This window comes from Acidovorax sp. SUPP3434 (genome assembly GCF_030159015.1).
GTDB lineage: Bacteria > Pseudomonadota > Gammaproteobacteria > Burkholderiales > Burkholderiaceae_C > Paracidovorax.
Genome location: NZ_BQXL01000008.1, coordinates 103,995 through 129,118, shown reverse-complemented (window position 1 = coordinate 129,118; position 25,124 = coordinate 103,995). Strand labels below are relative to the sequence as shown.

Sequence of the window (25,124 nt, the reverse complement as noted above, 5' to 3'; positions counted from 1 at the left end):
CGCGCTTTTGGAAGAAGAGTGCAAATCTGTGCAGGCGCGAACAGGCAGCCTTAAAGGCCGGTCAACATCTCCGTTGTAGTTCGCGGTGTCATAACCAGATGTGCCTTTCTCGCTCTTGTGCTGATGGGTGGTCGCGGGATTCTAACCTGCCCCCAATGGAAAAAGCCTGGAGCCTTGAAGCCCCAGGCCAATCGAAAACGCCAGGTCAGTGGAACTGCTCTTCTTCGGTCGAACCCGTAAGTGCCGTCACGCTGGATTTGCCACCCTGGATCACCGTGGTCACGTCGTCGAAGTAACCGGTGCCCACTTCTTGCTGGTGCGACACGAAGGTGTAGCCCCGATCTCGCGCTGCAAATTCAGGCTCCTGCACCTTCTCGACATAGGCCGACATGCCGCGCTTCACATAATCCTGCGCCAGATCGAACATGTTGAACCACATGCTGTGGATGCCGGCCAGCGTGATGAACTGGTACTTGTAGCCCATGGCGCCCAGTTCGCGCTGGAACTTGGCGATGGTGGCATCGTCGAGGTTCTTCTTCCAGTTGAATGATGGCGAGCAGTTGTACGCCAGCAGCTTGCCGGGGTGCTTGGCATGCACGGCATCCGCAAACTTCTTTGCGAACTCCAGGTCCGGCGTGCCTGTCTCGCACCACACCAGATCCGCGTAATCCGCATATGCAACAGCGCGGCTGATGGCCTGATCCAAGCCCTTTTTGGTCTTGTAGAAACCTTCGGCCGTGCGCTCACCCGTCAGGAACGGCTTGTCATTGGCGTCGTAATCGCTGGTGATCAGGTCGGCGGCTTCCGCATCGGTCCGGGCGATCACCAGGGTCGGCACGCCGTAGACGTCTGCAGCCATGCGTGCAGCGATCAACTTCTGCACCGCCTCCTGGGTGGGAACCAGCACCTTGCCGCCCATGTGGCCACACTTCTTCACAGACGCCAGCTGGTCTTCGAAATGCACGCCGCCGGCCCCCGCGCGGATCATGGCCTTCATCAACTCGTAGGCGTTCAGCACGCCACCGAAGCCTGCCTCCGCGTCGGCCACGATAGGCGCGTAGTAGTCGACAAAACCGGCGTCGCCAGGATTGGCCCCTTTGGACCATTGAATTTCATCGGCGCGGGTGAAAGCGTTGTTGATGCGCTCCACCACCTTCGGCACCGAATCGACGGGATACAGCGACTGGTCGGGGTACATCGCCGCATATTCGTTGTTGTCTGCCGCAACCTGCCAGCCCGACAGATAAATGGCCTTGATGCCGGCCTTGACTTGCTGCATGGCCTGGCCTCCCGTGAGTGCGCCCAGGCAGTTCACATAAGGCTCGTTGTTGACCAACCCCCACAGTTTTTCGGCGCCACGCCGTGCCAGCGTGTATTCCACCTGGAAGGAGCCCCGAAGACGCACGACATCCGCAGCGCTGTAACCGCGCTTGATGCCCTTCCAACGCGGGTTCTGTGCCCAGTCTTTTTCGAGGGCGGCAATTTGCTGTTCGCGGCTGAGCTGTTCATTGAAGGATTGCGGCATAAGTCACTCCGTGGGTTGGTTGATGAGCCGGGCTGCAAGAGGCCGCCCTTGGAGATCACTTTAAGTCTTGTACAAGACTTAATCAAGCTCTTATGTCTTATATAAGAGATAAAATTTATTGTTTTAAATCAACAACTTATTCACACCATCTCTTATTGCGAAATTTAATTTCTCATATCAAGAAATTTTGCCGCAGCGCAGCATCATGTATTTTTGCAATGTGAAAATCAAATTTTGCGATACAAAAAATCAGGTTTGGCGACCGCTCATCCAGTCGCCATGCACGATCCGGGTGGCGTTCTTCAAGTATTCGGAATTGATTTCATACACCAGGCATTCCAGCTCCTGCACCCCGACGGAGACCGAGATCTCCCGCTTCTCGTACTCGCCATTGGGCTCGGGCAGCAGCCCCTCGATTTCGTCCAGCCGGATCTCCAGCTCGGGCGAAATCGCATAGACCTCCCCGTGCACCACAAAATCGCCCTGCTCCGACGCGTCCGCCAAATGCAGCGCAATGCCTGGATAGGCACCGAGGTCATAAAGCGTTCCGCAGACGGTGGCCTCCCCCAGGAATGTCGCGCGGGGCGTCAGTCGGGTAATGTCATTGCTGCCGCCACGGCGCAAGGTGCCATAGACAAAAACGTAGCGTGAAAAAGGATGAAGGGTTTCGTCGGGCATGATGGCGCGCTCCAGGGTACTACCCGCAAAGTCTAGCCAACACGCGAACATGCCAAGCCGCCCCATCGCCTATCTCTGCCTTGCATTGAGCATGTCGCTCGTAGGCAGCTATGTCGCCTTGTCCAAGCCACTGGCGGCCGCGCTGCCGGTCTTCCTGCTGGCCTGGATGCGGTTCGGCATTGGGGGATTGGGAATGCTCCACTGGCTCAAAAAACCGGCGGATGAAGGCCCCATGACACCGCAGGTGCGGCGCCTGCTGTTTCTCGAATCTTTTTTGGGCAATTTCCTCTTCACCCTTTGCATGATCTCGGGCGTGAGTCTCACCAGCGCCGTATCGGCAGGGGTGACGATGGCCGGAATACCTGCCGCAGTGGCAGTAATGAGCTGGTTCTTCCTGAAGGAAAAGGTCTCTGCGAGGACCTGGATCGCGGTCGGGTGCGCCGTCGTCGGCATCGCGCTCTTTTCGCTATCAAATTCAGAGCATCACACCCAATTAAACTCCCGGCATGAGGGCGAAAACGCTCCCAATCTGGTTTGGCTTGGGCAATTGCTCTTGCTGGGTGCCGTTCTGTGCGAGGCGGCCTATTCGGTCATCGGCAAGAAACTGACGGGCACGCTGGGGCCGCGCCGAATCACTTCGTTGATCAACCTGTGGGGATTCGTGCTGGCCACCCCCATGGGACTGTACGCAGCATGGCATTTTGACTTTGCCAGCCTCACACCCGGTCTTTGGACTTTGCTCGTCTTCTACGCACTGGCCGCGAGCATGTGGACCGTGTGGCTGTGGATGACAGGGCTCAAGGCGGTGCCTGCCGCACAAGGCGGCGTCTTTACCGTGATGTTGCCCATCAGCGCGGCGTTGGTGGGGGTACTGGTGCTCGGAGAGCGCCTTGCCGCGGTTCAACTGCTCGCATTTGGCATTGCGATCGCCAGCGTCGTCCTGGCCACGCTGCCCGAAAAAAACGGTACGCGCCGCCCGCCCCAAAAAGCAGCTGCCGAAGCGATGCACTCGCAATCGCATCGGCATTGATGCCGCCTTCTGCTCCAGGGGCTAACGCCCCGTCACTTTGCGGATGGGGGGCTTGATGCTGTCGCGCCGCGCCGGCAACACCTGCGCATGCTCGCGAGGGGCGTTGAGCACGATGCACGTTGAGGTTTCCGCCAGCAGGCAGAACCCCGTCACTACCGCATCCAGATGGCTGACATCGATCACTGCGATTTCAAGGACCCAACTGTCTTCCCCCGTGACGTTGTAGGCATTCAAGACCTCGGGAGTCTCTTCGATCAGTCGAACCACCCGGGCATATTCCGCCCGTCCCACGCGGATGATGGCGCGAATGCCATAGCCCAGGCGGGCGTAATCCAGACGAACGCCATAGCCCCGGATCACGCCCGAAGCTTCCAGTTTGCGAACCCGCTCGGTCACCGCGGGCTGACTGAGGTGCACCCGCCGGCCCAGTTCTGCCATAGAAATGCGCGCATCCTGCTGCAATTCGGCCAAAATTCTGCCGTCATGGGCATCCAATTGAGAAACTTCGGTCATGGCATTATTTAACCATTGAAACAAAGGCGATTCATAGCTTCAGCCTTGCAAATGCCATGGAAGAGCACGCCCAGCCTGCATAGCATCTGCAGCATGACTTCACTTTCCACATCCCCCGCCAGCCCCGCTGCACGCGGCCTCCCCACGGTGCTGCTCCTGGCCCTTTTGGCCTGCTATCTCATCTGGGGCTCGACCTATCTCGCCATCCAGGTGGCTCTCAAAAGCTTTCCACCGTTCTTCCAGATGGGAACCCGCTTTCTCGCTGCAGGTGCACTGCTGATGGCATGGGTGGCATGGCGCAAGCCCCAAAGCGGCAACCCACCGAAGTTCCCGACGAAGCGGCAATGGCTCCATGCGCTCATCGTCGGTGCGCTGATGTTGGGCGGCGGGATGGGGCTGACGGCCACCGCCAGCGTGCACGTCGGCTCCGGCCTCATCGCGGCTTGCGTGGCCGTGGTGCCCATGATGATCGCCGCATGGGGGCTCTTGTGGGGAAGGCGGCCGACACGCGGCGAGACGGTGGGCATGCTGCTGGGCGCCCTGGGTGTTTTGGTACTCATGCAAGGCGCCAGCTTTTCTGCATCCCCTATCAGCATGGTCTGCATCCTCGCGGCGACCTTGTCGTGGTCTCTGGGATCTGTGCTGTCCACCACGCGCTTCCCGCTGGCCGACGGGGCCAGTGGTTTCGCCAGCGAAATGCTGTGCGGGGGTGCCGTGCTGATGGCCGTGTCCCTGGCGCTGGGCGAGCAGCCTGCGTGGCCGCCGCGACCCGAAGCCGTGCTGGCATGGCTCTACCTGGTGACGCTGGGCTCGCTGGTGGGATTCAGTGCCTACCTTTATCTGTTGCGCCACGCGACGCCGGCACTGGCATCGAGTTATGCCTTCGTCAACCCGCTCATCGCCTTGCTGCTCGGCAGCGCCATCGCTGGCGAGCACCTGACCGCCGGCGAATGGGTCGCCTGCGCGTTGATCCTGTCCGCGGTCGTGGCCATTTTCGTTTCGCGGCGATCGCGCTGAGATCGCCGCCGATGCGCCACCGGAGAGCATGCGCACCTCACTGCAGTAGCCGTGACGGGCGCCAGTACCGTGGCGTTTGCGCGGTACCCAAGCAACAAATGGAGGCAAAAAAAGCCATGCCTCGCTTGGAAACGCGTTTTTTTCCCAGTAGCATCTGCGGGCCAGTGGAGAAGCAGGTTTTCGCTGGTGACGATATTTCACTTCCAACAAGGAAAACCCAACATGGCAACTGCAAAGAAAGCGCCGGCCTCCGAAGCCAAGGCCGCAGCCCCCGCGAAGAAGCGCACCCCGAACGCCGCTTTCATGAAAGCCCTTACGCCCAGCCCTGCCCTGGCTGCCGTCGTGGGCTCCACGCCCTTGCCCCGTACCGAGATCATCAGCAAGCTGTGGGTCTACATCAAGGCCAACGACCTGCAAGACGCCAGCAACAAGCGCATGATCAATGCCGACGCCAAGCTCAAGGAAGTGTTCGGCAAGCCCCAGGTTTCCATGTTCGAAATGGCTGGCCTGATCGGCAAGCACGTGAAGTAAGCATTCCATCGTCTGCACGTTCAGCAGGCGGCGAATGAAAAACGAAGCCGGCACCACTGCCGGCTTTTTTTTCGCCCGTAGCACCGGGAACCCATGCGCTGCCGGTGTGTCAATCCACTGCTTTTCAACAAGCAAAAAACCAAAGGATTGCAAATGCGATGAATTCGCATTTATAATACCCCATTGTCAACAGCCAGCCAACACTGCCTGCACCATGATCGTTTGTGTCTGCCGCCGGGTTTCTGACCGCGAAATTGCACGCCATGCACATGCTGGCATGAGTTTCGACGAGATCCAGTTCGAGCTGGGCGTGGCCACCCAATGCGGCCGTTGCGAAAGCTGCGCACGGGATGTCGTGGCCCAATGCAGCGTTTCGCATCCGGTCGCCGCGCTGCACAAAGAGATCGCCTCGCAGACGATCCAGCTTGCCAACTCCATCTTGGAAAGCAAAGCATGGAACTGCTCTCAACCCTCGCAGGCAGCCTGATTCTCGTCATCGGCTCCGTGTGGTGGATCTTCCGTAAATAACTTGGCCTTCTAGGCCTCTGGCGCTTGTCCTGTGGGCGTTGGCAGCTATCATTTTTATGTCCCAATTTGATCGATATGGCTCCTCACGGGGTGTGAGCCGCAACGCCGTGATCGCAGGTTCCGTCGTGCTGTTGCACGTGGCCGGATTGTGGGCACTGCAGTCGGGCCTGCTGCGCAAGGCCGCAGAGGTCATCGTGCCTGCCGAAGTGCTGAGCGAGTTCATCACGCCGCCAGCGCCCCCAGCCCCGCCCGTTCCACCGCCCCCCAAGCCGGCGCCGCCGCCTTCGCCGAAACCGGCCCCCAAAGCGCCTGCCCCGCGTCCGGCGCCCATGCCGGTGGCCATTCCCGATCGCACACCCGCGCCCAATGCGCCAACTGGAATCACCGAACCCCAACCTCCTGCACCGCCCATCGCGGCACCGATGGCGCCCCCTGCGCCACCGCCCGCTCCTCCAGCGCCGCCGGCGCCTCCCAAGATCGAGTTGCCTTCCAGCGATGCGGCCTACCTGAACAACCCCAGGCCGACCTACCCCGCCATCAGCAAGCGGCTGGGTGAACAAGGCAAGGTCGTGCTGCGCGTGCTCATCGGCACGGACGGGCTTCCGCAGAAGGTGGAAATCAACAAGTCCAGCGGCTTCGACCGGCTGGATCGCCAGGCCCAGGACGCCGTGATGCGCTGGCGCTTCGTGCCGGGCAAACGCAACGGCGAGCCCGAGACCATGTGGAACCTGGTCCCCGTCAATTTTGTTCTCGAATAATTTTCAGGAGTTTTCATGGAATCGCATTTCGGCATTGCCAACGTTTGGATCCAGGGTGACTTTGTCACCCGCGCTGTTGCCGTGCTGTTGCTCGGCATGTCTCTGGCCTCCTGGATCGTCATCCTGATCAAGGCAATGGACATCTTCCGCTTCAAGAAACATGCGCGTGGCGCACGTGATTTCTGGCACAGCGAAGACTTCGCCGCCGGCCTGAGCAAGCTCGGCGACGACCCTGCCAACCCCTTCCGCCATCTGGCCCTGGAAGGGCGCGAAGCCACGGCGCACCACCGCAATACCAAGGCGCATCTGCATGACAGCCTGGATGTGAGCGACTGGGTCACGCGCAGCCTGCGCAACTGCATCGACGAGTTCACGGCCCGCGTGCAATCGGGCCTGGCCGTGCTGGCCTCGGTCGGCTCGACCGCCCCGTTCATCGGCCTGTTCGGCACCGTCTGGGGCATTTACCACGCGCTGGTGGCGATCGGCACTTCGGGCCAATCGACCATCGACAAGGTGGCCGGCCCGATCGGCGAGGCCCTGATCATGACGGCCCTCGGCTTGGCCGTGGCGATTCCGGCCGTGCTGGGCTACAACGCGCTGGTGCGGGGAAACAAGTCCATCCTGAACAACCTGAACAGCTTCGCGCATGACCTGCACGCCTACTTCGTGACGGGCGCACGCGTCAGCGCCCCTGGCGAACAAGCCAAGGTGCTGCCGATCAAGAAGGGCTGAAAACCATGTCTTTCGGAACCCAGGACGACTCCGACGAGGTGATGAACGAAATCAACATGACGCCGCTGGTGGACGTCATGCTGGTGCTGCTCATCATCTTCATCATCACGGTGCCGGTGATGAAGCATGCCGTGCCAGTGGATCTGCCACGCGCTTCCAATCAGCGCGAAGACGTCAAGCCCGAAACCATTCGTCTCAGTGTCACCGCCGATGGCAAATACCACTGGAATGAACTGACGATCGGCGACGACGAACTCGAACCCCGCCTGAAAGCCGAAGCGGTGAAGGATCCGCAACCCGATCTGCACATCCGTGGCGACAAGGAAGTCCGCTATGAGCGCGTGGCCCAGGCCATGTCTGCCGCCCAACGGGCCGGCGTGCGCAAGATCGGGTTCGTGACCGAGCCTCAGTGATAAATATTTACAAGATAGGCAGGCGCTTCACTTGACGAACAATTGAGAATGGTTATCATTAACTCAATCGCAAAGCACAGAGGATTTCTCATGCACGCCAGTCTCAACGCCCTGCCTTCTTCGTCTTTTTTTGGCTCCGCCGTTTTTCAGGAGCGCGAGCCGTCCGGCGCCGCGCACCTGGCAAGCTCCGCACCCGCTGTCGATAGCCGGGAACTGCTCAAAGGCCAGAAGACCGTGGCCATCTGTCACAACGGTTCGGTCTACCGCCTGCAGGCCACCAAACTGGGCAAACTGATTCTGACCAAATAGGTTTCATCGTGGGGCGACTCCAGGGCACATCAGTGCCTGAAGGGTCGTATTTGCCAGCCAACGGGTTGCCCGCGTAGCCAGGCTTTTTTTCTCACCCCACCCAAAACAAAGCCGGCCCTATAGGCCGGTTTTTTCATGTGCCATGCGGATCCGGCGTCTGCCGCGCGTGATGCCCACAACACGGCATTGGCTCGGCATCCCGACCACCTTCGATTCAAAGGCCCAATGCGGCGATGCCCGCCTTGGCGATCTGCGCGTCTTCCGTCGATTTCACGCCGCTCACCCCCACTGCGCCCAGGCACTGACCGTCCTTCATGATCGGCACGCCGCCTTCCAGCAGTCCGTCGATGAATGGGGCGCTCAGGAAGGCCGTGCGGCCCCCGTTGACGATGTCTTCGTAGACCTTGCTTTCACGGCGTCCCAGTGCGGCCGTGCGGGCCTTCCCGGGAGCAATGTGGGACGACACCGGAGCGGCCCCATCCAGGCGCTGAAGGGACAGCAGATGCCCACCATCGTCCACGATGGCAATCGTGACCGCCCATTGGTTCTTGAGGGCTTCGGCCTCGGCCGCCGCGGCGATCTTCTTGACATCGGCGGCTTCGAGTTCGGGTTTGTTTTTCATGGCGGTAAGCAGTCCAGTCCAGTTCAAATCAGGGAAGGCAGGGCCGATGGCCCAACGAAGTCCACGAGCATACCGGCTCCCCATGGCGGCGCTCTGCGGGCCCAAGGCAAAAGACTGCATCCTTAAAGTACGGGATCGAGAGAGGGTATTTGAAAGCGCCGGGATCGGCACCACCTAGAATTTGTACGTCTGCGCTGTGCAGGCCTCAAAGGAGAGATAGAAGATGAACGACCAAGTCACCACCCTGGGCTCAGCGGGATATGGGGTCTCGCAGGAGCAGCGGCAGAAAGTGCTGCGCAATACCTATTGGCTGCTTGCGCTGAGCATGCTGCCGACGGTGCTGGGCGCGTGGGTCGGCGTCGCAACCGGCATCACCCAGTCGCTGCGTGGCGGCGTCGGGCTGATCGTGTTCCTGGGCGGCGCTTTTGCCTTCATGTATGCGATCGAGAAGACCAAGCACTCTGCTGCGGGCGTTCCCGTGCTGCTCGCCTTCACGTTCTTCATGGGTCTGATGCTGTCTCGCCTGATCGGCATGGTGCTGGGCTTCAAGAACGGTACCGATCTGATCATGACCGCCTTTGCCGGCACGGCAGGCGTGTTCTTCGTGATGGCCACCCTGGCCAGCGTGATCAAGCGCGATCTGTCAGGCATGGGCAAATGGCTGTTCGTGGGCGCGATGGTGCTCATGGTCGGCGCCATCATCAACGTGTTCGTCGGCTCTTCGGCCGGCATGATGGCGATCTCGGTCGCCGCCATCGGCATCTTCAGCGCCTACATGCTGTATGACCTCAAGCAGATCCTGGACGGTGGCGAGACCAACTACATCAGTGCCACGCTGGCCCTGTACCTGGACATCTTCAACGTGTTCCAAAGCCTGCTGGCCCTGCTGGGCATCGCGGGTGGCGAGCGCGATTGATGCGCTGCTCTGATTGAACGTTGACGCAAAAAAGGCCTCGCAAGAGGCCTTTTTTCCATGGTGCAGGGGGTGTTGCATCAATGCGTTCGGGAATATTCCACGGAAAAGCAGGGCCTCGCCCTCAATCCTCCAGGCGCCGTGCCGATAATCAAGGCACATGGCTCATCTTCCAGCCCCCCTCCTCCGTCCGCGCTACGCCGCTGCATCCCTGGCATTGGTGCTTTTGTCCGGCTGCGAGATTCCGGGCCTGGGACCCGATCCCCGAGTGGTTCAGAAGGAGGCCGAAGCCAAGGCGATCGGCGGCGCCTGCCGGCATGCGCTGCGCGGCCTGGAAGATTGCTTCACGCTGAATCCCAAGGCCGCCAAGGCCTCGGTCTTTGCCGGCTGGAAAGACATGGATCAATACATGCGTGACAACAAGCTCGAGGGCTCGCCCTCGGTGCTGGGCAAGCTGGAGGCCAAGCCCGATCGCGCCAGCCGCGGCGGTGAAGCCGGGGAGTCTGGCGAGTCAGGCGCCGCCTCCCGCAACCGCAGCTGACCGCCACACTGGTCAGCCAGCGTTGACGGCGCCGTCAGGCGCGCTCGAACACCGCCATGCTTTCCACGTGCGCCGTGTGGGGAAACATGTTGACCACGCCCGCGGCCACGCACCGATAGCCCGCCTGGTGCACCAGCAGCCCCGCATCGCGTGCCAGCGTGGCCGGATTGCAGCTCACGTACACGATGCGTTGGGGTGGCACCCACCCTTCGGCCCCTGCCGGCAGCGCAGGCGCCTCTTCGGCACCCAGGCGTGCCTGGTGAATGTCCGCCAGGGCTTTGACGAGGGCGAAGGCCCCTTCGCGGGGTGGGTCGACCAGCCACTTGTCCGCCACGCCATCGGCCACCAGCATCTCCGGGGTCATTTCGAATAGATTCCGCGCGACGAAGTCCGTCGGGGCCAGGGGCTGCCCTTCGGCGGTCAAGGCTTGGTTGTACCGGTAGTTCTCGCGCGAACGGGCCACGAGGGCCTCACTGCCTTCGATGCCCAGCACTTCGCGCGCCTGGGTGGCGATCGGCAGCGTGAAGTTGCCCAGGCCGCAGAACCAGTCGATCACCCGCTCCTGCTTGCGCGCGTCCAGCAGGCGCAAGGCACGCGACACCAGGACGCGGTTGATGTGCGGATTCACCTGCGTGAAATCCGTGGGCTTGAACGGCATGGTGATGCCGAAATCAGGCAGTGCATAGGACAGCTGCTCGCTATCGGCATCCAGCAGCTTCACGGTATCGGGCCCCTTGGGCTGCAGCCACCATTGCACGCCCTGCTCGGCCGCAAAGGCTCGCAGCTTGGCCAGGTCGTCCGTGCTCAGGGGTTCCAGGTGCCGCAGAACGAGGGCGGTGACGTGGTCACCGCAGGCCAGTTCGATCTGGGGGCAGGTGTCGCGGGCCTCCATGGAGGCGATCAGGGCGCGCAACGGCACCAACATGGCGCTCACATGGGGGGGAAGCACGGGGCAGATCTCCATGTCGGCCACATAGCGGCTCTTGCGCTCGTGGAAGCCGACGAGCACCTGGCCTTTCTTGATCACGTAGCGGACCGAAAGGCGCGCACGGTAGCGGTATCCCCAGGCCGGACCTTCGATGGGCCGCATGATGGTCTCGGCCTTGACCTTGCCCAGGTGCCAGAGGTTGTCCTCCAGCACCCGCTGCTTCACAGCCACCTGAGCGGCCACGTGCAGGTGCTGCATCTTGCAGCCGCCGCAGGCCCCGGCATGCAGGCCGAAATGCGGGCAGCCCGGGCGCACGCGTTGCGACGATTCGCGGTGGATTGCCGTGAGGCTGGCCTGCTCCCAGTTGTTCTTCTTGCGGTGGGTATTGGCGGTGACGAGTTCGTGGGGCAAGGCGCCGTCGATGAAGACGACCTTGCCGTCGGGCTTGCGGGCCACGCCCTGGGCGTCCATGTCCATGGACGTGACTTCCAGCCAGCCTTGCGGCCATTCGTTCGTGGGGATCGGTGTTTCTGTGGGGTCGCTCATCCCCCGATTGTCTCAGGCCGGGCCGCCCTTCCCGGCGCGAGGCGTCAGCTGCGGTCGGCGCGTGCGCGACGCGGGGTGGCAGGCAACGCTTGCACCGAAGCGCCGCCCATGGATGCAGACACGGGAAGCCGGTTGATCTCCAATTCGCAGCCGTAGTTGTCCAGCGTGAACACCAGCGTGCCTCCGGGAACCACGCGGGGAAGCGTTTCGTGCACCTGGCGGGCCAGGTCCACTGGAGGCCGTTGCGAGCGGTAGAGCACCTGCTGGTCGGCGCCATAGACGAGGTAGCAGGCGGCAGACGCGCCCTGGGAGAAAAAGCCGGCCAGAAGCGCGGCAGCGGCATAGCGGATGGCTGGCATGGTGGGATCCCTTCCTCGGTGCGTTATCACAGGTGAATGGCGCCGATTATTGCGGACTTCATGCCACGGCAGATCAGCGATGGGAGCCCCGGTGCGACAGACGGCGCCCCGTTCAGCCCAGATTCAGGTGGGTGGAGTGCTTGACCTCCTCCATGACGGCGTAGGTTCGCGTCTCGCGCACGCCGGGCAATTGCCAGAGCACATGGCCGGCGAATTCGCGGTAGGCCGTCATGTCGGCCGAGCGGGTTTTGAGCAGGTAGTCGAACCCGCCCGCCACCATGTGGCACTCCAGGATCTCGGGGTGCACCTGCACCGCCGCCTTGAATTGGTCGAACACATTGGGGGTCGTGCGGTCCAGCAACACCTCCACGAACACCAGCAGCCCGGCCCCGAGCTTGAGCGGATTGAGCCGCGCCTCGTAACCCAAGATGTATCCGTCGCGGGTGAGGCGCTGCACGCGGGACAGCACGGCCGTGGGCGACAGCGCCACGCGTTCCGCCAGTTTGAGGTTCGCGATGCGTCCGTCTTCCTGAAGCGTTTTGAGGATGCGGCGATCGATGCGATCCAGGGAGGGTTCGGCGTCTTGCATCTTTGGATTTTTATTCTGTTCTATCGGGTTTTTTTGGAAAGTAATTCAAATTAATCGCTTGCATGATGCACAGACCTCCAGCTCACTGGTCTTCCTACGCCGCCATGTCCCTCTCCGCCGACTCTGCCGCACCCGCAACCGACGATTTCGCCTTCGCGCCCCGCCCCCTGGACAGTCATCCGTTGCGCCACGCCATCACCGCCGCGTACCGGCGGCCCGAGCCGCAGGCGCTGGCTCCCTTGCTGGATCTGGCGCGCCTGCCGGCCAGTGTGTCCGGAGACATCCAGGCGCTGGCCCTGCGTCTGGCCGATACCTTGCGCCACCGCAAGAGCGCTGGCGGACGGGCGGGCATCGTGCAGGGCTTGCTGCAGGAGTTCGCCCTGTCGTCCCAGGAAGGGGTTGCGCTCATGTGCCTGGCCGAGGCCTTGCTGCGCATTCCCGACAGTGCGACGCGCGACGCGTTGATCCGCGACAAGATCCGCTCGGGCGACTGGGAGCCCCATCTGGGCAAGAGCCCCTCGCTGTTCGTGAACGCCGCCACCTGGGGGTTGCTGCTCACCGGCAAGCTGGTGGCCACGCACAGCGAGCGCGGCCTGACTTCCGCGCTGCGGCGCCTGACCGCCAAGGGCGGCGAGCCCCTCATCCGCAAGGGCGTGGACATGGCGATGCGCATGATGGGCGAGCAGTTCGTCACCGGTGAAACGATCGAACAGGCGCTGTCCAACGCCCGCGCGATGGAGGCACAGGGCTTTCGCTACTCCTACGACATGCTGGGCGAGGCCGCGCTGACCGCCGACGATGCGGCGCGATATCTGCGTTCGTATGTGGAGGCGATCCATGCCATCGGCAAGGCATCCGCCGGCCGCGGCGTGTACGAGGGGCCCGGCATCTCGATCAAGCTGTCGGCGCTGCACCCGCGCTACAGCCGGGCGCAATATGCCCGCGTGATGGACGAGCTGTACCCCAAGGTGCTGCAACTGGTCGAGCTGGCCCGCCAGTACGACATCGGACTGAACATCGACGCCGAAGAGGCCGACCGGCTGGAGCTGTCGCTCGACCTGCTGGAGCGGCTGTGCCGCGCCCCGTCGCTGGCGGGCTGGAACGGCATCGGCTTCGTCATCCAGGCCTACCAGAAGCGCTGTCCGCACGTGATCGACTGGGTGATCGACCTGGCCCGCAACACCGGGCACCGCCTGATGATCCGCCTGGTCAAGGGCGCCTACTGGGACAGCGAGATCAAGCGCGCTCAGCTGGACGGCCTGTCCGACTACCCGGTGTACACCCGCAAGGCCAACACCGACGTCTCCTACATCGCCTGCGCACGCAAGCTGCTCGCCGCCACCGACATGGTGTACCCCCAGTTCGCCACGCACAACGCGCAGACGCTGGCCACCATTTACCAGCTCGCGGGCCCCGGCTACCAGCCTGGACAGTACGAGTTCCAGTGCCTGCACGGCATGGGCGAGCCGCTGTACGAGCAGGTGGTGGGCGCACCATCGGACGGCAAGCTGGGCCGCCCCTGCCGCATCTACGCGCCGGTGGGCACGCACGAAACCTTGCTCGCCTACCTCGTGCGCCGATTGCTGGAAAACGGTGCCAACACCTCGTTCGTGAACCGCGTGGCCGACACCACGCTGGCGCTGGAATCGCTCGTGAGCGACCCCGTCGCCACGGTGGATGCCGCCGCGGCGGCGGAAGGCACCACCGCCCTGCCCCATCCCCGCATTCCGCTGCCCAAGGACCTGTACGGAGCCCGCCGCGCCAATTCGGCGGGGGTGGACCTGTCCAACGAATCCGTGCTGGCCCGGCTGTCGAATGCGCTGGCCGCTGAAAGGCAGCAGTTCTGGCAAGCCGAGCCCCTCATCGACGGGCCGGTGGCCGATGCAGACACGACGCTGGCCGTGCGCAACCCTGCAGACCCCACCGATGTCGTGGGCCACGTGCAGGAGGCGACCGAGGCCGATGTGGACTGCGCGCTGCAGGCTGCCTGCGATGCCGGCCCCGCCTGGGCCGCCATGGCGCCCGGCGCACGGGCCGCTGCGCTGCGGCGCACCGCCGGCCTGCTGGAGGCGGGCCTGCCCCAGCTGATGAGCCTGCTGATGCGCGAGGCCGGCAAGACCTGCGCCAACGCGGTGGCCGAAGTGCGCGAGGCGGTGGACTTCCTGCGCTACTACGCCGTGCAGACCGAGGGCCATTTCGACAACGAAACCCACCGCCCGCTCGGCCCGGTGGTCTGCATCAGCCCGTGGAATTTTCCGCTGGCCATCTTCATGGGACAGGTGGCCGCCGCCCTGGCCGCCGGCAACACCGTGCTGGCCAAACCCGCCGAGCAAACCCCGCTGATCGCGGCCGAAGCCGTGCGCCTGCTGCATGAAGCGGGCGTGCCGCACGGTGCGGTGCAACTGCTGCCAGGGCGTGGCGAGACGGTCGGCGCCCGGCTGGTGGGCGATGCCCGTGTGATGGGCGTGATGTTCACCGGCTCCACCGAAGTCGCGCGCATCCTGCAGGGCAGCGTGGCCGGACGGCTCGACGCGCAGGGCCGCCCGATTCCGCTGATTGCCGAAACCGGCGGGCAGAACGCGATGATCGTGGACTCCTCCGCGCTGGTGGAGCAGGTGGTGGGCGATGTGGTGGCCTCGGCCTTCGACAGCGCCGGCCAGCGCTGCTCCGCCCTGCGTGTGCTGTGCGTGCAGGCCGATGCGGCCGACCGCGTGATCACCATGCTCAAGGGCGCCATGGCCGAGTTGACCATGGGCGATCCCGGCCTGCTGGCGGTGGACGTGGGCCCGGTGATCGACGATGAGGCCCGCGCCGGCATCGAAGAGCACGTGGCCACGCTGCGCGCCCAAGGCCGCGCCGTGTTCCGCCCAGCGGTGGATGCGAAGGTGCTCGCACGCGGCACCTTCGTCGCCCCGACGCTGATCGAGCTGTCCAGCATCGGCGAACTCAAACGCGAAGTGTTCGGCCCCGTACTGCACGTGGTTCGCTACGCCAGCGATGGGCTGGACACCCTGCTCGACCAGATCAACGCGACGGGCTACGGCCTCACGCAGGGGCTGCACACGCGCATCGACGAGACGGTGGAGCGCGTGGTGCGCCGCGCGCACGCGGGCAATGTCTATGTGAACCGCAACATGGTGGGCGCCGTCGTGGGCGTGCAGCCTTTCGGCGGCGAGGGCCTGTCGGGCACGGGCCCCAAGGCCGGCGGGCCGCTGTACCTGCTGCGCCTGCTCTCCCGGCACCCGGCCGACGCCGCCCGTGCCGCGATCGACAGCACGACCGCCTCCCCACCGGACGCCGCTGCGCGCGCCGTGCTGCAGGCCCCGCTGCAGGCGCTGGCCGACTGGGCACCGGGCGCAGGCCATGCCACGCTGGCCGCGACCTGCACGGCCTTGTCCGATGCCGCGGTGGCCGGCCTGGCTTGCACCCTGCCGGGCCCCACGGGCGAGCGCAACCAGTACACGCTGGCGCCCCGCGCCCGCACGCTCTGCCTGGCCGACAACGACAGCGATCGCCTGACCCAGTTGGCGGCAGTGCTGGCCGTCGGGGGCAGCGCGGTGTGGCCGGTGGCCGAAGCCAGCGCCCTGCATGCCCGGCTGCCCGCCAGCGTGCAGACGCGCGTGGCCTTGGCGAACGACTGGCGCAGCCCCGCCGTGGCGCTGGACGCCGTGCTGCACCAGGGGAGCGCCGAGGCACTGGCGGCGCTGTGCTATCAGATGGCGCAGCGGCCGGGTCCCATCGTGGGCATTACCACGCTGGCAGCGGGGACCACGGTGGTGCCGCTGGAGCGGCTGGTGATCGAACGCGCCCTGAGCGTGAACACCGCAGCGGCCGGCGGCAACGCCAGCCTGATGACCATGGCCTGATGCGCGGCAAAGGGGTCCATGGTCAAAATGGCCTCCAGCACATGATCGACTATGGCATATAGCTATAAATTTCATAGCAACCGATCATCAGCCGCTACCGGTCGCGCCCGTCCGAAGCCCGCGGTGCGTGGGCTACTGGCCTACCGCTGCAGCAAGGGCTCGTCCTGCGGATGCGCCAGCCCCCGCATGATCTGAACGACCTGGGGCTGGTCCACCAGCACGCACGGTTTGCCCGTGCGCTTGCAGTGGTCCTGCACCCGCCAATAGTCGTCATGGCCGACGCAGCCGGTCTGGCAGATCACGAAGTCGGCGGCGATCAGGCTGGCTTCCAGCGCCGCATTTCCGCCGGGCAATGCGGCGGCGCTTTCTTCCACCGCCGCTTCCGGCTTGCGGCCCACCGGCTGCGCGATCAGGCTGCCCGCGGCATCCGGCGCAATGCAAACCACGGACCGCATGCGTCCTGGCCGGGCCGACAGCGCCTCGGTCGCCACCGCCCGCAACGCCATGGCAGGCAATGGCATGGTGTGATGGGAACGCGCGGCCCGCCACTGCCAGTGGAGCACCTCGCGCATGAGCTCATGGATGCGCTGCCCCAGGGCTTCGATCTGCCGGCCCATGGCATGCCGCCGCGCCGGGCCCTGGAGCGCAGCGGCATTCCCTTCGGCGGCCTCCTCCCGGGCGAATGCCAGCGCCGTCTCGGCCACGATGGCCCGTGCCCGCAGGCGGATGGACTGGGCCTGCAGGCGCTCGATCTCTGCAGCCTGCATGGCCAGTAAACGGCTGCAGCGGATCTGCGCCCGCCCATACCCGTCCAGAAGGACCCGGTGTTCCTCGATGAGATCTTCCAACGGCGTGTCGGTCATCTGCGCTCCCTTTTCAAACCGATGCGGGACGAGCCCGATGCCAGCACGGCGCACCCGGCTGCGCCCCTGCTCGACCCGCAGTGAACTGCTGAGGTGCCGCTGCAAGCGCGGCACATTTGATTGATAACCATTCTCATTTAATGATACACTGGCGTCAATCGCTGGCCAGGATGTTCGGTGGTTCTTCTCAGAATCCACCGCCAATCCGGTCAGCCCCCAATAGGTTTCATCGTGGGGCGACTCCCGGACTCTCCGTCCGACGGGTCGTTTTTTGCCAGCCAACGGGCGTGCTCGCGTAGCCAGGCTTTTTTTGCGATGAATGCACCCGTTCGAACGAATGAACGGCGTCCTTTCCAGACTGCAAATGCCGCGCGGCCTTCACCGGCGTGCGAGCGCCTGCCGCCAGCACCATTCCCTCTTCCTTGCTGGCGGTCCTGGGGCTGGCGCCAGCCTCCATGGCCCCTGCGCCGGGAGCCATGGAGCATCGGCATCAACCGAACACGATCTCGAAATCGCTGTCCGATGCGCTGAGCTGGATCTGGCGGATCACGTGCGCGTCCACGGACGATTGCAGGAACTGCATGGCCAGGCGCGGCAGCAGGTTCTGCGTGATGATGCCGTCCACCATGCGCGCGCCGGATTCGACCTCGCTGCAGCGCTGGCGGATCAGCTGCACCGCGGCCTCGTCGAACGTGAACTGCGCGTTGTGCCGCTCCAGGATGCGGGTCTGGATGCGCTGCAACTGCAGGCGGATGATCTGGTCCAGCATCGCGTCGGAGATAGGGAAATACGGCACCACCACCAGCCGGCCCAGCAACGCAGCCGGAAACTTTTCGAGCAACGGCTGGCGCACGGCCTTGGCCAGGGCCTCGGGCGGCGGCACCAGATCTGGGTCGCGGCACATGCCGGCGATCAGCTCCGAACCCACGTTGGAGGTCAGGATGATCACCGTGTTCTTGAAATCGATGTAACGCCCTTCCCCGTCTTCCATCCAACCCTTGTCGAACACCTGGAAGAACAGCTCGTGCACGTCGGGGTGGGCCTTCTCGATCTCATCGAGCAGCACCACGCTGTAGGGCCGACGGCGCACGGCTTCGGTCAGCACACCGCCTTCGCCGTAGCCCACGTAGCCGGGCGGCGCGCCCTTCAGGGTCGAGACCGTGTGCGCTTCCTGGAACTCGCTCATGTTGATGGTGATGAGGTTCTGTTCGCCACCGTACAGCGCCTCGGCGAGCGAAAGCGCGGTCTCGGTCTTGCCGACGCCCGACGGGCCTGCCAGCAGGAACACGCCGATGGGCTTGCCCGGGTTGTCCAGCTGCGCGCGGGCGGTCTGGATGCGCCGCGTGATGGCCTCCAGGCCATGCCGCTGGCCGATCACCCGCTTTTCCAGCGTGTCCGCCAGCGTGAGCACCGATTTGACCTCGTCGCGCACCATGCGGCCCACCGGAATGCCGGTCCACTCCGCCACCACGGCGGCCACCACGCTGGCATCGACCACGGGCTGCAGCAGCGGGTCCTCGCCCTGCATGCGCAGCAGTTCACCGCGCAGGCCGCTCAACTGGTGGACGGCCGCGGGGTCCGCCCCATCGCCCTGCGCTGGCGCAGGTGCCGAATCGGCCGGCCCCTGCGCATCGGCGAGTGCCACGGTGCCGTCCTGCGCGGCGCTTTCGGCGGGCGGCGCAGCTTGTGCCGCGGCCTCCTTGGCCACGCGGCGGGACAGCACGGCAGCCTCTGCGTCCACGATCTGCTGCACCATGGCCTTTTCGCTTTCGAAGCGGGCCTTGAGCACCTCATGCTCTGCCTCCAGCCGCGCCAGCGACGCATTGATTTCGTCGAAGCGCTCGGTCTCCCCCACGCCCAGGTCCAGTTCGCGCTGCACGATGTCCTTTTCGACCGCCAGCGACTCCAGTTGCCGGATCACGGCCTCCAGGCGCGCCGGGGTGGCATGCAGGCCCATCGCCACGCGCGAGCAGGCGGTGTCCAGCAGGCTCACCGCTTTGTCCGGCAGTTGTCGCGAGGGGATGTAGCGGTGCGACAGGCTGACGGCAACAGCCACCGCGTCGTCACCGATGCGCACGCGGTGGTGGCCTTCCAGCTTGGCGGCCACGCCACGCAGCATGAGCACGGCCTTGGCTTCGTCCGGCTCGTGGATCTGCACGAGCTGGAAGCGCCGGGTGAGCGCCGGGTCTTTCTCGATGTACTTCTTGTACTCGGCCCAGGTGGTGGCGCCGATGGTGCGCAGCACGCCGCGCGCGAGCGCGGGCTTGAGCAGGTTGGCCGCATCGCCCGTGCCGGCCTGCCCGCCCGCGCCGATCAGCGTATGGACCTCGTCGATGAAGAGCACGATGGGCGCCGTGCTGGCCTGCACCTCGTCCAGCAGGGCCCGCAGTCGGTTCTCGAACTCGCCCTTCATGCTGGCGCCGGCCTGCAGCAGGCCGATGTCCACGACGCGCAGCTGCACGTCCTTGAGCGGCGGCGGTACATCGCCCGCCGCGATGCGCAGCGCCAGGCCTTCGACCACGGCCGTCTTGCCCACGCCGGCCTCGCCGACGAGGATGGGGTTGTTCTGGCGGCGGCGCATCAGGATGTCGACCATCTGACGCACTTCTTCGTCGCGCCCGGTCACGGGGTCCAGTTCCTGCTGGCGCGCGCGCTCGGTCAGATCGACCGTGTATTTTTGCAGCGCCTCGCCACGCCCCGTGCCGGCCGGGCCCGTGGCACCGCTGGCCTCGCCGGGCACGCCCGAGAGGCCGGAACCGTCTGCCGCGCCCAGGCGCGATTCCGGCGAATCGGGCAGCAGCTTCGCGAACGCGTCGCTCAAGGCCGGCTCCGTCAAGCGGCCCAGTTCGCTGGAGATGGCCCGCAATTCATTGGCCAGCGCCCGCGTGCGCACCATGCCGGAGAGCCAGTAGGCGCTGCGGATCTGGGACTCGCCGAACATCAGCGTGGCATAGACCCAGCCACGCTCGATGGCGGTCTCGATCTGGGCCGAGAAATCGCTGATCGAGGTGGCCCCGCGCGGAAGGCAGTCCAGGCTCTGCAGCACGTCCGCCGCGAGCTTTTCAGCGTCGATCTCGAAGTGCCGGAACACGCGCACCAGATCGGAATCGGTTTCCTGCAGCAACTGGTGCAACCAGTGCACCAGCTCCACATACGGGTTGCCGCGCAGCTTGCAGAACACCGTAGCGCTTTCCAGCGACTTGAACAGCAGGGGATTCAATTTTCCGAAAAGGGCTTGCCGGCTAATTTCAGACATGGGACCTCGGTGAGTCAGTTTTTAAAAAGGGAGCGCATCAGGCGTGCGCAGATGTGGGTGGCGAGGTGGCGCGGCGGGCAGCGCCCTTGCGCAGGATCAGCCAGTGCTCGGGGTCCAGGCGGAAGTCGTCCGGATCGCGGGTGGCGGGTGCCGACAGGGACCAGGTCGTCCACCCCAGCCGCGTGGCGCCGCCGAGCTGGCAGGGGGGCACGTCTTCGCGGCGCAGCACCAGTTCGAAGTCCCACGCGAACTCGATGCCCAGGTAGTTGCGCACCCAGTCCACAAGCGCCTGGAAGTCTTCGCCCGAAGGCAGGAAACGTTCGTACTGCGCCAGCGTGAGCGGCCCGATCCGCAACCGGAACTTGCTCTGTGCATCGGGCACCCGGCTTCCGACCACGGTGTCCACGCCCAACTGTGAATTGCAGGCATTGCGCGACAGCCGCGTCTGCTGGCGGGGTTCGAGTTCCAGGTAGTGCAACGCGTATTCGATCAACTCCACCGGCACGCCGAAATACAGGCGAATGGCCGCCGTCAGGCCTTCCGGGTTGCGCGTCCAGCGGGTGAGGTGGCCCGCCATGTACTGCTTGGCGTGGTCCGGCACCGCGTCGCGGGACCGCTGTGTGGGCTCGCCCAGCCCCACCAGGCTGCGCAGGTGCCGGCCGAAGGAATCGTCGCCCGCCCGGTCCAGCGAGGTGGTCGGCTGCGGGTCCGACCACGCCCGAAAGAACAGCAGCAAGAGCCGGTGGTGGAAGATGTCCGAGAAGCGCGCCAGCGTCGGGTCGTCGTACTGCCGCAGGCGCTCGCGCACGTACTCCGTGAGGTGCGTGGGCATCGGCCCGTTGGGCCCGTAGAGCCCGAAATTCCACACCATCAGCCGCTCTGGCTGGCCCGCCACAGCGGGCAGGACCTCCGCGAGGGTCGCAGGGGCAAAGGCCAGCGACGGGTCCTGGCCCAGGCGAAGGGACTCGCCCTGGGGCCGCAGGGCCCGGCCGAACCGGGGAAACTCAGGCTGGCGGGCCTGCAGCAGCCGCAGCGTGAAGAACAGATCGAATTCGTGCGGGTTGTCCTTCAGCTTTTGCCAAAAGAGCGCCACCCCGACATCACTCGGTGGCCGTGCAATCCGCGCCTGCCGGGCGTCGCCCGCGTCGAGCGTGGGCAAACGGCTCATGTGCAGGGCCTTTGGCCGGGCCGCACCCGCCACTGCGCGATGCGGCCGCGCTGGCGCGAATCGAGGGCCAGTTCGGTGTAGCTGTTCATCCCCACGTGCCGCGCGAAGAAGCGCTCCAGCACGGCCATCAGCGGCCAGGGGCTGACACCGGCCAGCGAGCTTTCGTCCACGCCGACCGAGACCCCCACGCCCCGGCCGTAGACCAGTTGCCCATGCTGCGGCAGGCGGCGGGTGATGGCGGAAATGCCCACGCCCTTGATGCTGGAGACCTGGCCGGACAGGTCCTTGTCGCCCAGGTCGAGGTACAGCCGCAGCAGATCGCGCAGCGTGGCCGCGCCCTCTTCTTCCGACAGGTCGGTCATCGCCAGGTAGTTCAGGGACAGGTGCGAGATGAGGCGCCAGGTGATCTCGTTCTCGGCCACGCTGGATGTGGGCCGCGTGGGGCCCGCTACAGTGCGAACGCGGTCCACCGGCACGGATTCCACCGTGGTGAAGTCGCCCTCGCTGCTGCGCCCGCCCATCAGCAACGGCAGGTCGCGGTTGGTGCACAGGGTGCGCACGCTCAGCTGCTTGAGATCGTCCGAGAACGGGGCTTCCCGCTGATCCACGAGGGAGATGAACACCTCGCTGCCCAGGTACTGCGTTCGGGGGCCGAAGCGCGCCGCATGTTCCGAAAACAGGCGAGGCTCCCTGCGCGCAGCAAAGTAGGCCTGGTCGCTGGACCGGATGCCATGGATGGAAGAAAACAGCGGCACGAACTCGCGGTCGTTGAGTTGCCCCTCGCGGTGGCCCGTCACGCCCAGAACGCTGTAGACCTCGAAATCCCGAGGGCGGGTGCGGTCGGGCACCACGTGGTATTCGTTGACGTTCGGCGCCACATGGATGCGGTCGGCCGGGCGTTCGAACAGGTTGATCGCGGGCACGCAGTGCAGCAGGAACTTGTGCCGATCCACCTGGGCTTCCAGTGCAGGCTGGGCACGGCGCAGCAGCAAGGTGATCGCAATGGCCTTGGTCTCGGCCTTGGCCAGAGCGGTCTGCAGCCCGCGAATCGAGAAGAACCGGAACCGCGCCGGGAACGCGAAATACTCATGGAGCAGCCGGTGCCCCTGGAAGCTGCGGTGCGAGTACGGCAGCAGGGCCTGCGACTGCTCGTAGCCTTCTGCCTGCAGGGCATCGGCCGGCAGGTGGGCCCAGACCCGCGAGGGGTCCTGCGCATCGTGCACCACGATGCCGATCAGCGACTCGTGGATCAGCTCCTGCAGGTGCGATGCCACCGCATCGCCTGCCGAGATGTGCACCTCCAGCCGGTCCATGCGCAGGTCGCAAAAACGCAGCGCTCCACGGGTGGACAGGTCGATGCGCAGGTGTGCCGCCGGCTCTTCGGACAGGCGCAGCCGCGACAGCGGCAGGTCCAGCGGCGGGCCGCCAAGACGGGCCTGCGTGAGATCGATCGGCCACAACGTGAGCTCGTGCCCGGTGCGGAAATCGCACGGCGTCTGCTCCTCCGCCGTCTTGCGCGCCCTCAGCACGCTGCCCACCGGCAGCGTGTAGCCATCGGCCAGGCTGCCTTCGCTCGCGCTGGGGTCCATCTGCACCACCACCATCGACGGCGTGGGGGCCAGATAGTGCGGACAGACCATTTCCAGAATGCGCTGGGAGAGCCGCGGAAACTCCGCATCCATCTTCATCTGGATGCGGGCGGTCAGGAAGCTGAACCCTTCCAGCAGGCGCTCCACGTAGGGGTCGGCCACCTCCAACTCGCGCAGCGACAGGCGGCCAGCCACCTTGGGAAAGGCGGCCGCGAATTCGGCGCCCAGCTCCCGCAGATAGCTGAGCTCCCGGTTGTAGTACTCGACCAGGCGAGGATTCATCGGGAGATGCCCTCCGGCACATCGAGGACCGGTCGGATGGCGCAACTATGCATGGCCTGGATCACTTCACCGTAAATCAGAGACGACCACCTGCCCGGTTTCCAGGTCCAGGCTGGTCTTGAGCAGCAATTCCATCGGATAAGGCGCGGACCAGAACTGGCAACGGATTTCGAACTGCAGCGTGTTGTGGTGGCTGAACAGCTTGCTGGAGGGGGCCAGGGCCACCGTCAGCGTGTCGCGAAGGATGCGGGGCTCGTGGGCCAGGATGGACTTGCGAATGGCTTTCTCGATGTCCTTCCAGTCCAGCTCGGACAGCAACTGGCCTGCCAGTGGCGTCATGCCGAAGTTGATCACCGACCGTTCGGCCTCGGGAAGGCCTTCGAAATCGATGTGCGAAGTCGCATCCGAGGCGTTGAGCAACCAGTTCAGATCCCGCAACAGGGCCTGGCGCAGGCGGGCCTCGGTGACATAGACGGCATCGGCACGCTCGGTGCGCTTGCTGGGCTCGTGGTCCGTCAGGCGGTCCAGCAGGGCCGGCTGAAGGCGGTCCTTTCCGTTGCCGAAGTTGTCATTGGGGCGCGTGGTCGCCATGGATCGGGTCAGCCCTGAGTCGATTCGGCCGAGAACTTGATGCGGCGCACGTCGAGCAGTGCATGGTCTGCCTGCTCGGAAATCCACACGCGCTGGCCGAGCCCAGCCACCTGTTCCTGTCCCAGATCGCTCCACTCGGTGGTGCGCGACAGGCGCACGCCATCGGATGCCACGCTCTCCGAGCCCGGGTACCGGGTGGGAATGAATCCGAGCATCTGCCCGCCGTTGACCAGCGTCACCTCGCAGGCCGACCAGACCAGATCGCGCAAGTCCTGCGGTTTTTCGAAGTTGATCTGCTGGATCGCGGTGAAAGGAACCCAGTAGTACCCGCCGTTGGCATACAACTCGCAGACCGGGCCCAGCCGTGCATCGGAATCCGCCAGCCACTCGAACGGGCTGCCGTCCAGTTCACCCGGCGAAGCGGGTGCCTCATCGAAGGCACTGCTGCGCAGTTCGGCGGCTTTTTCGGCCTGGCCGTCCGCCGCGCACTGGAGCGCCTCGACCATCCAGCCCAGCCAGGCCGGTGGGTCCCCGAGAATCTGCGGCGTGCGCCGGCCAGCGAACACGTCCCGCCGAGCCACTTCGCAAAGAATCACCTCGCGGTAGGCCTTGGCCATCGGCGCCGTCTTGCTGTCCAGTTGCGCGCAGATCTGCAACTGGTCGAGCGCCTTCTGCCACTCGCCGAACAGCACCAGCATCTGAAAGTAGTAAACGCGCAGAGACGCATCCGCCGGATCCTTGCGAATGGCCTCCTTCAACGAAGTCAGCTGCGTATCCAACGGAAGCTTGGAATCAAAGATCATGGGACGGATGGGACCTTGAACGAAAGGGCATGAAGACAGCGCCGCCGATGCATCCTCCCGGCGGGAAGCCGGCGCGAGACCAGGGCCGATGCCATGTCAGGCACCCCGTGGTCTGCGCCCATCGAAAGTCAGCGCTGTGGTGAATCCAAAGGCGTAGGAGTCATGACCCCCGAC

At 64.7% G+C, this 25,124-nt stretch carries 24 protein-coding genes; 11 read left to right on the top strand and 13 right to left on the bottom strand.

Features of this window, described 5'->3' with window-relative positions:
* Positions 1–205: 205 nt before the first annotated feature.
* Entirely contained in the window at positions 206–1,525 is a 1,320-nt protein-coding gene (gene aceA / locus AVKW3434_RS14345) for an isocitrate lyase (protein WP_272563838.1), read from the bottom strand.
* 249 nt (positions 1,526–1,774) lie between these two features.
* The gene (locus tag AVKW3434_RS14340; protein ID WP_284406381.1) at positions 1,775–2,203 is read right to left on the bottom strand and encodes a gamma-glutamylcyclotransferase family protein; all 429 of its coding nucleotides are present in this window, start codon (positions 2,201–2,203) and stop codon (positions 1,775–1,777) included.
* A 49-nt stretch (positions 2,204–2,252) separates the two neighbouring features.
* On the opposite strand from AVKW3434_RS14340, the gene AVKW3434_RS14335 reads away from it, so the two are divergent.
* Positions 2,253–3,233 (top strand): DMT family transporter, encoded by a 981-nt coding sequence (locus AVKW3434_RS14335; RefSeq protein WP_284406380.1) that lies wholly within the window; start codon positions 2,253–2,255, stop codon positions 3,231–3,233.
* Positions 3,234–3,254: 21 nt separating this feature from the next.
* Here AVKW3434_RS14335 and AVKW3434_RS14330 read toward each other — a convergent pair whose 3' ends face one another.
* Positions 3,255–3,746 carry an Lrp/AsnC family transcriptional regulator gene (locus AVKW3434_RS14330; RefSeq protein WP_272563841.1) on the bottom strand — a complete coding sequence of 164 codons (492 nt, stop codon included), beginning with the start codon at positions 3,744–3,746 and terminating at the stop codon, positions 3,255–3,257.
* A gap of 93 nt (positions 3,747–3,839) precedes the next feature.
* On the opposite strand from AVKW3434_RS14330, the gene yedA reads away from it, so the two are divergent.
* From yedA to hemP, 7 genes are all read left to right on the top strand, one after another.
* Positions 3,840–4,763 carry a drug/metabolite exporter YedA gene (gene yedA / locus AVKW3434_RS14325; RefSeq protein ID WP_284406379.1) on the top strand — a complete coding sequence of 308 codons (924 nt, stop codon included), beginning with the start codon at positions 3,840–3,842 and terminating at the stop codon, positions 4,761–4,763.
* A 222-nt stretch (positions 4,764–4,985) separates the two neighbouring features.
* On the top strand, positions 4,986–5,294 hold the full coding sequence (locus tag AVKW3434_RS14320) for an SWIB/MDM2 domain-containing protein (protein WP_272552302.1): 309 nt from the start codon (positions 4,986–4,988) through the stop codon (positions 5,292–5,294).
* Between the two features lie 214 nt (positions 5,295–5,508).
* On the top strand, positions 5,509–5,781 hold the full coding sequence (locus tag AVKW3434_RS14315; protein WP_272552300.1) for a (2Fe-2S)-binding protein: 273 nt from the start codon (positions 5,509–5,511) through the stop codon (positions 5,779–5,781).
* A 97-nt stretch (positions 5,782–5,878) separates the two neighbouring features.
* Complete coding sequence (locus AVKW3434_RS14310; protein WP_284406378.1) at positions 5,879–6,580, top strand: energy transducer TonB; 702 nt, start codon at positions 5,879–5,881, stop codon at positions 6,578–6,580.
* A 15-nt stretch (positions 6,581–6,595) separates the two neighbouring features.
* Positions 6,596–7,312 (top strand): MotA/TolQ/ExbB proton channel family protein, encoded by a 717-nt coding sequence (locus AVKW3434_RS14305; protein WP_092745016.1) that lies wholly within the window; start codon positions 6,596–6,598, stop codon positions 7,310–7,312.
* A 5-nt stretch (positions 7,313–7,317) separates the two neighbouring features.
* Positions 7,318–7,725, top strand: a complete 408-nt coding sequence (locus AVKW3434_RS14300) for an ExbD/TolR family protein (protein ID WP_272563844.1) — start codon at positions 7,318–7,320, stop codon at positions 7,723–7,725.
* A gap of 90 nt (positions 7,726–7,815) precedes the next feature.
* Positions 7,816–8,034 carry a hemin uptake protein HemP gene (gene hemP / locus AVKW3434_RS14295; RefSeq protein WP_092745014.1) on the top strand — a complete coding sequence of 73 codons (219 nt, stop codon included), beginning with the start codon at positions 7,816–7,818 and terminating at the stop codon, positions 8,032–8,034.
* A 214-nt stretch (positions 8,035–8,248) separates the two neighbouring features.
* On the opposite strand, the gene AVKW3434_RS14290 is transcribed toward hemP, so the two are convergent.
* Positions 8,249–8,656 (bottom strand): GlcG/HbpS family heme-binding protein, encoded by a 408-nt coding sequence (locus AVKW3434_RS14290; RefSeq protein ID WP_092745095.1) that lies wholly within the window; start codon positions 8,654–8,656, stop codon positions 8,249–8,251.
* 223 nt (positions 8,657–8,879) lie between these two features.
* Between AVKW3434_RS14290 and AVKW3434_RS14285 the strand changes: the two genes are divergently transcribed.
* Entirely contained in the window at positions 8,880–9,572 is a 693-nt protein-coding gene (locus AVKW3434_RS14285; protein WP_272563846.1) for a Bax inhibitor-1/YccA family protein, read from the top strand.
* Between the two features lie 157 nt (positions 9,573–9,729).
* Positions 9,730–10,110, top strand: a complete 381-nt coding sequence (locus AVKW3434_RS14280) for a hypothetical protein (RefSeq protein WP_284406377.1) — start codon at positions 9,730–9,732, stop codon at positions 10,108–10,110.
* A 34-nt stretch (positions 10,111–10,144) separates the two neighbouring features.
* Here AVKW3434_RS14280 and rlmD read toward each other — a convergent pair whose 3' ends face one another.
* The 3 genes from rlmD to AVKW3434_RS14265 all read right to left on the bottom strand — a co-directional run bounded on the left by rlmD (position 10,145) and on the right by AVKW3434_RS14265 (position 12,532).
* Positions 10,145–11,584 (bottom strand): 23S rRNA (uracil(1939)-C(5))-methyltransferase RlmD, encoded by a 1,440-nt coding sequence (gene rlmD, locus AVKW3434_RS14275; protein WP_284406376.1) that lies wholly within the window; start codon positions 11,582–11,584, stop codon positions 10,145–10,147.
* Positions 11,585–11,628: 44 nt separating this feature from the next.
* On the bottom strand, positions 11,629–11,943 hold the full coding sequence (locus AVKW3434_RS14270; protein ID WP_284406375.1) for a hypothetical protein: 315 nt from the start codon (positions 11,941–11,943) through the stop codon (positions 11,629–11,631).
* A 112-nt stretch (positions 11,944–12,055) separates the two neighbouring features.
* Positions 12,056–12,532: an Lrp/AsnC ligand binding domain-containing protein gene (locus tag AVKW3434_RS14265; RefSeq protein WP_272563850.1), complete on the bottom strand. Its 477-nt coding sequence runs from the start codon at positions 12,530–12,532 to the stop codon at positions 12,056–12,058.
* Between the two features lie 65 nt (positions 12,533–12,597).
* On the opposite strand from AVKW3434_RS14265, the gene putA reads away from it, so the two are divergent.
* The gene (putA, locus tag AVKW3434_RS14260) at positions 12,598–16,398 is read left to right on the top strand and encodes a trifunctional transcriptional regulator/proline dehydrogenase/L-glutamate gamma-semialdehyde dehydrogenase (RefSeq protein WP_502869089.1); all 3,801 of its coding nucleotides are present in this window, start codon (positions 12,598–12,600) and stop codon (positions 16,396–16,398) included.
* 140 nt (positions 16,399–16,538) lie between these two features.
* Here the strand turns inward: putA and AVKW3434_RS14255 are convergent, their stop codons facing one another.
* The 6 genes from AVKW3434_RS14255 to AVKW3434_RS14230 form a co-directional block, all read right to left on the bottom strand.
* The gene (locus AVKW3434_RS14255; protein ID WP_284406373.1) at positions 16,539–17,459 is read right to left on the bottom strand and encodes a DUF2325 domain-containing protein; all 921 of its coding nucleotides are present in this window, start codon (positions 17,457–17,459) and stop codon (positions 16,539–16,541) included.
* Between the two features lie 292 nt (positions 17,460–17,751).
* Positions 17,752–20,517, bottom strand: coding sequence for a type VI secretion system ATPase TssH (tssH, locus tag AVKW3434_RS14250; RefSeq protein ID WP_284406372.1), 2,766 nt, complete (start codon positions 20,515–20,517; stop codon positions 17,752–17,754).
* Between the two features lie 37 nt (positions 20,518–20,554).
* Positions 20,555–21,685 (bottom strand): type VI secretion system baseplate subunit TssG, encoded by a 1,131-nt coding sequence (tssG, locus tag AVKW3434_RS14245; RefSeq protein ID WP_284406371.1) that lies wholly within the window; start codon positions 21,683–21,685, stop codon positions 20,555–20,557.
* On the bottom strand, positions 21,682–23,556 hold the full coding sequence (gene tssF, locus AVKW3434_RS14240) for a type VI secretion system baseplate subunit TssF (RefSeq protein WP_284406370.1): 1,875 nt from the start codon (positions 23,554–23,556) through the stop codon (positions 21,682–21,684). Before tssF ends, tssG begins: the two co-directional genes overlap by 4 nt.
* Positions 23,557–23,622: 66 nt before the next feature.
* Positions 23,623–24,147 carry a type VI secretion system baseplate subunit TssE gene (gene tssE, locus AVKW3434_RS14235; protein ID WP_272552281.1) on the bottom strand — a complete coding sequence of 175 codons (525 nt, stop codon included), beginning with the start codon at positions 24,145–24,147 and terminating at the stop codon, positions 23,623–23,625.
* Between the two features lie 8 nt (positions 24,148–24,155).
* Complete coding sequence (locus AVKW3434_RS14230) at positions 24,156–24,950, bottom strand: type VI secretion system accessory protein TagJ (protein ID WP_284406369.1); 795 nt, start codon at positions 24,948–24,950, stop codon at positions 24,156–24,158.
* Positions 24,951–25,124: the final 174 nt, after the last annotated feature.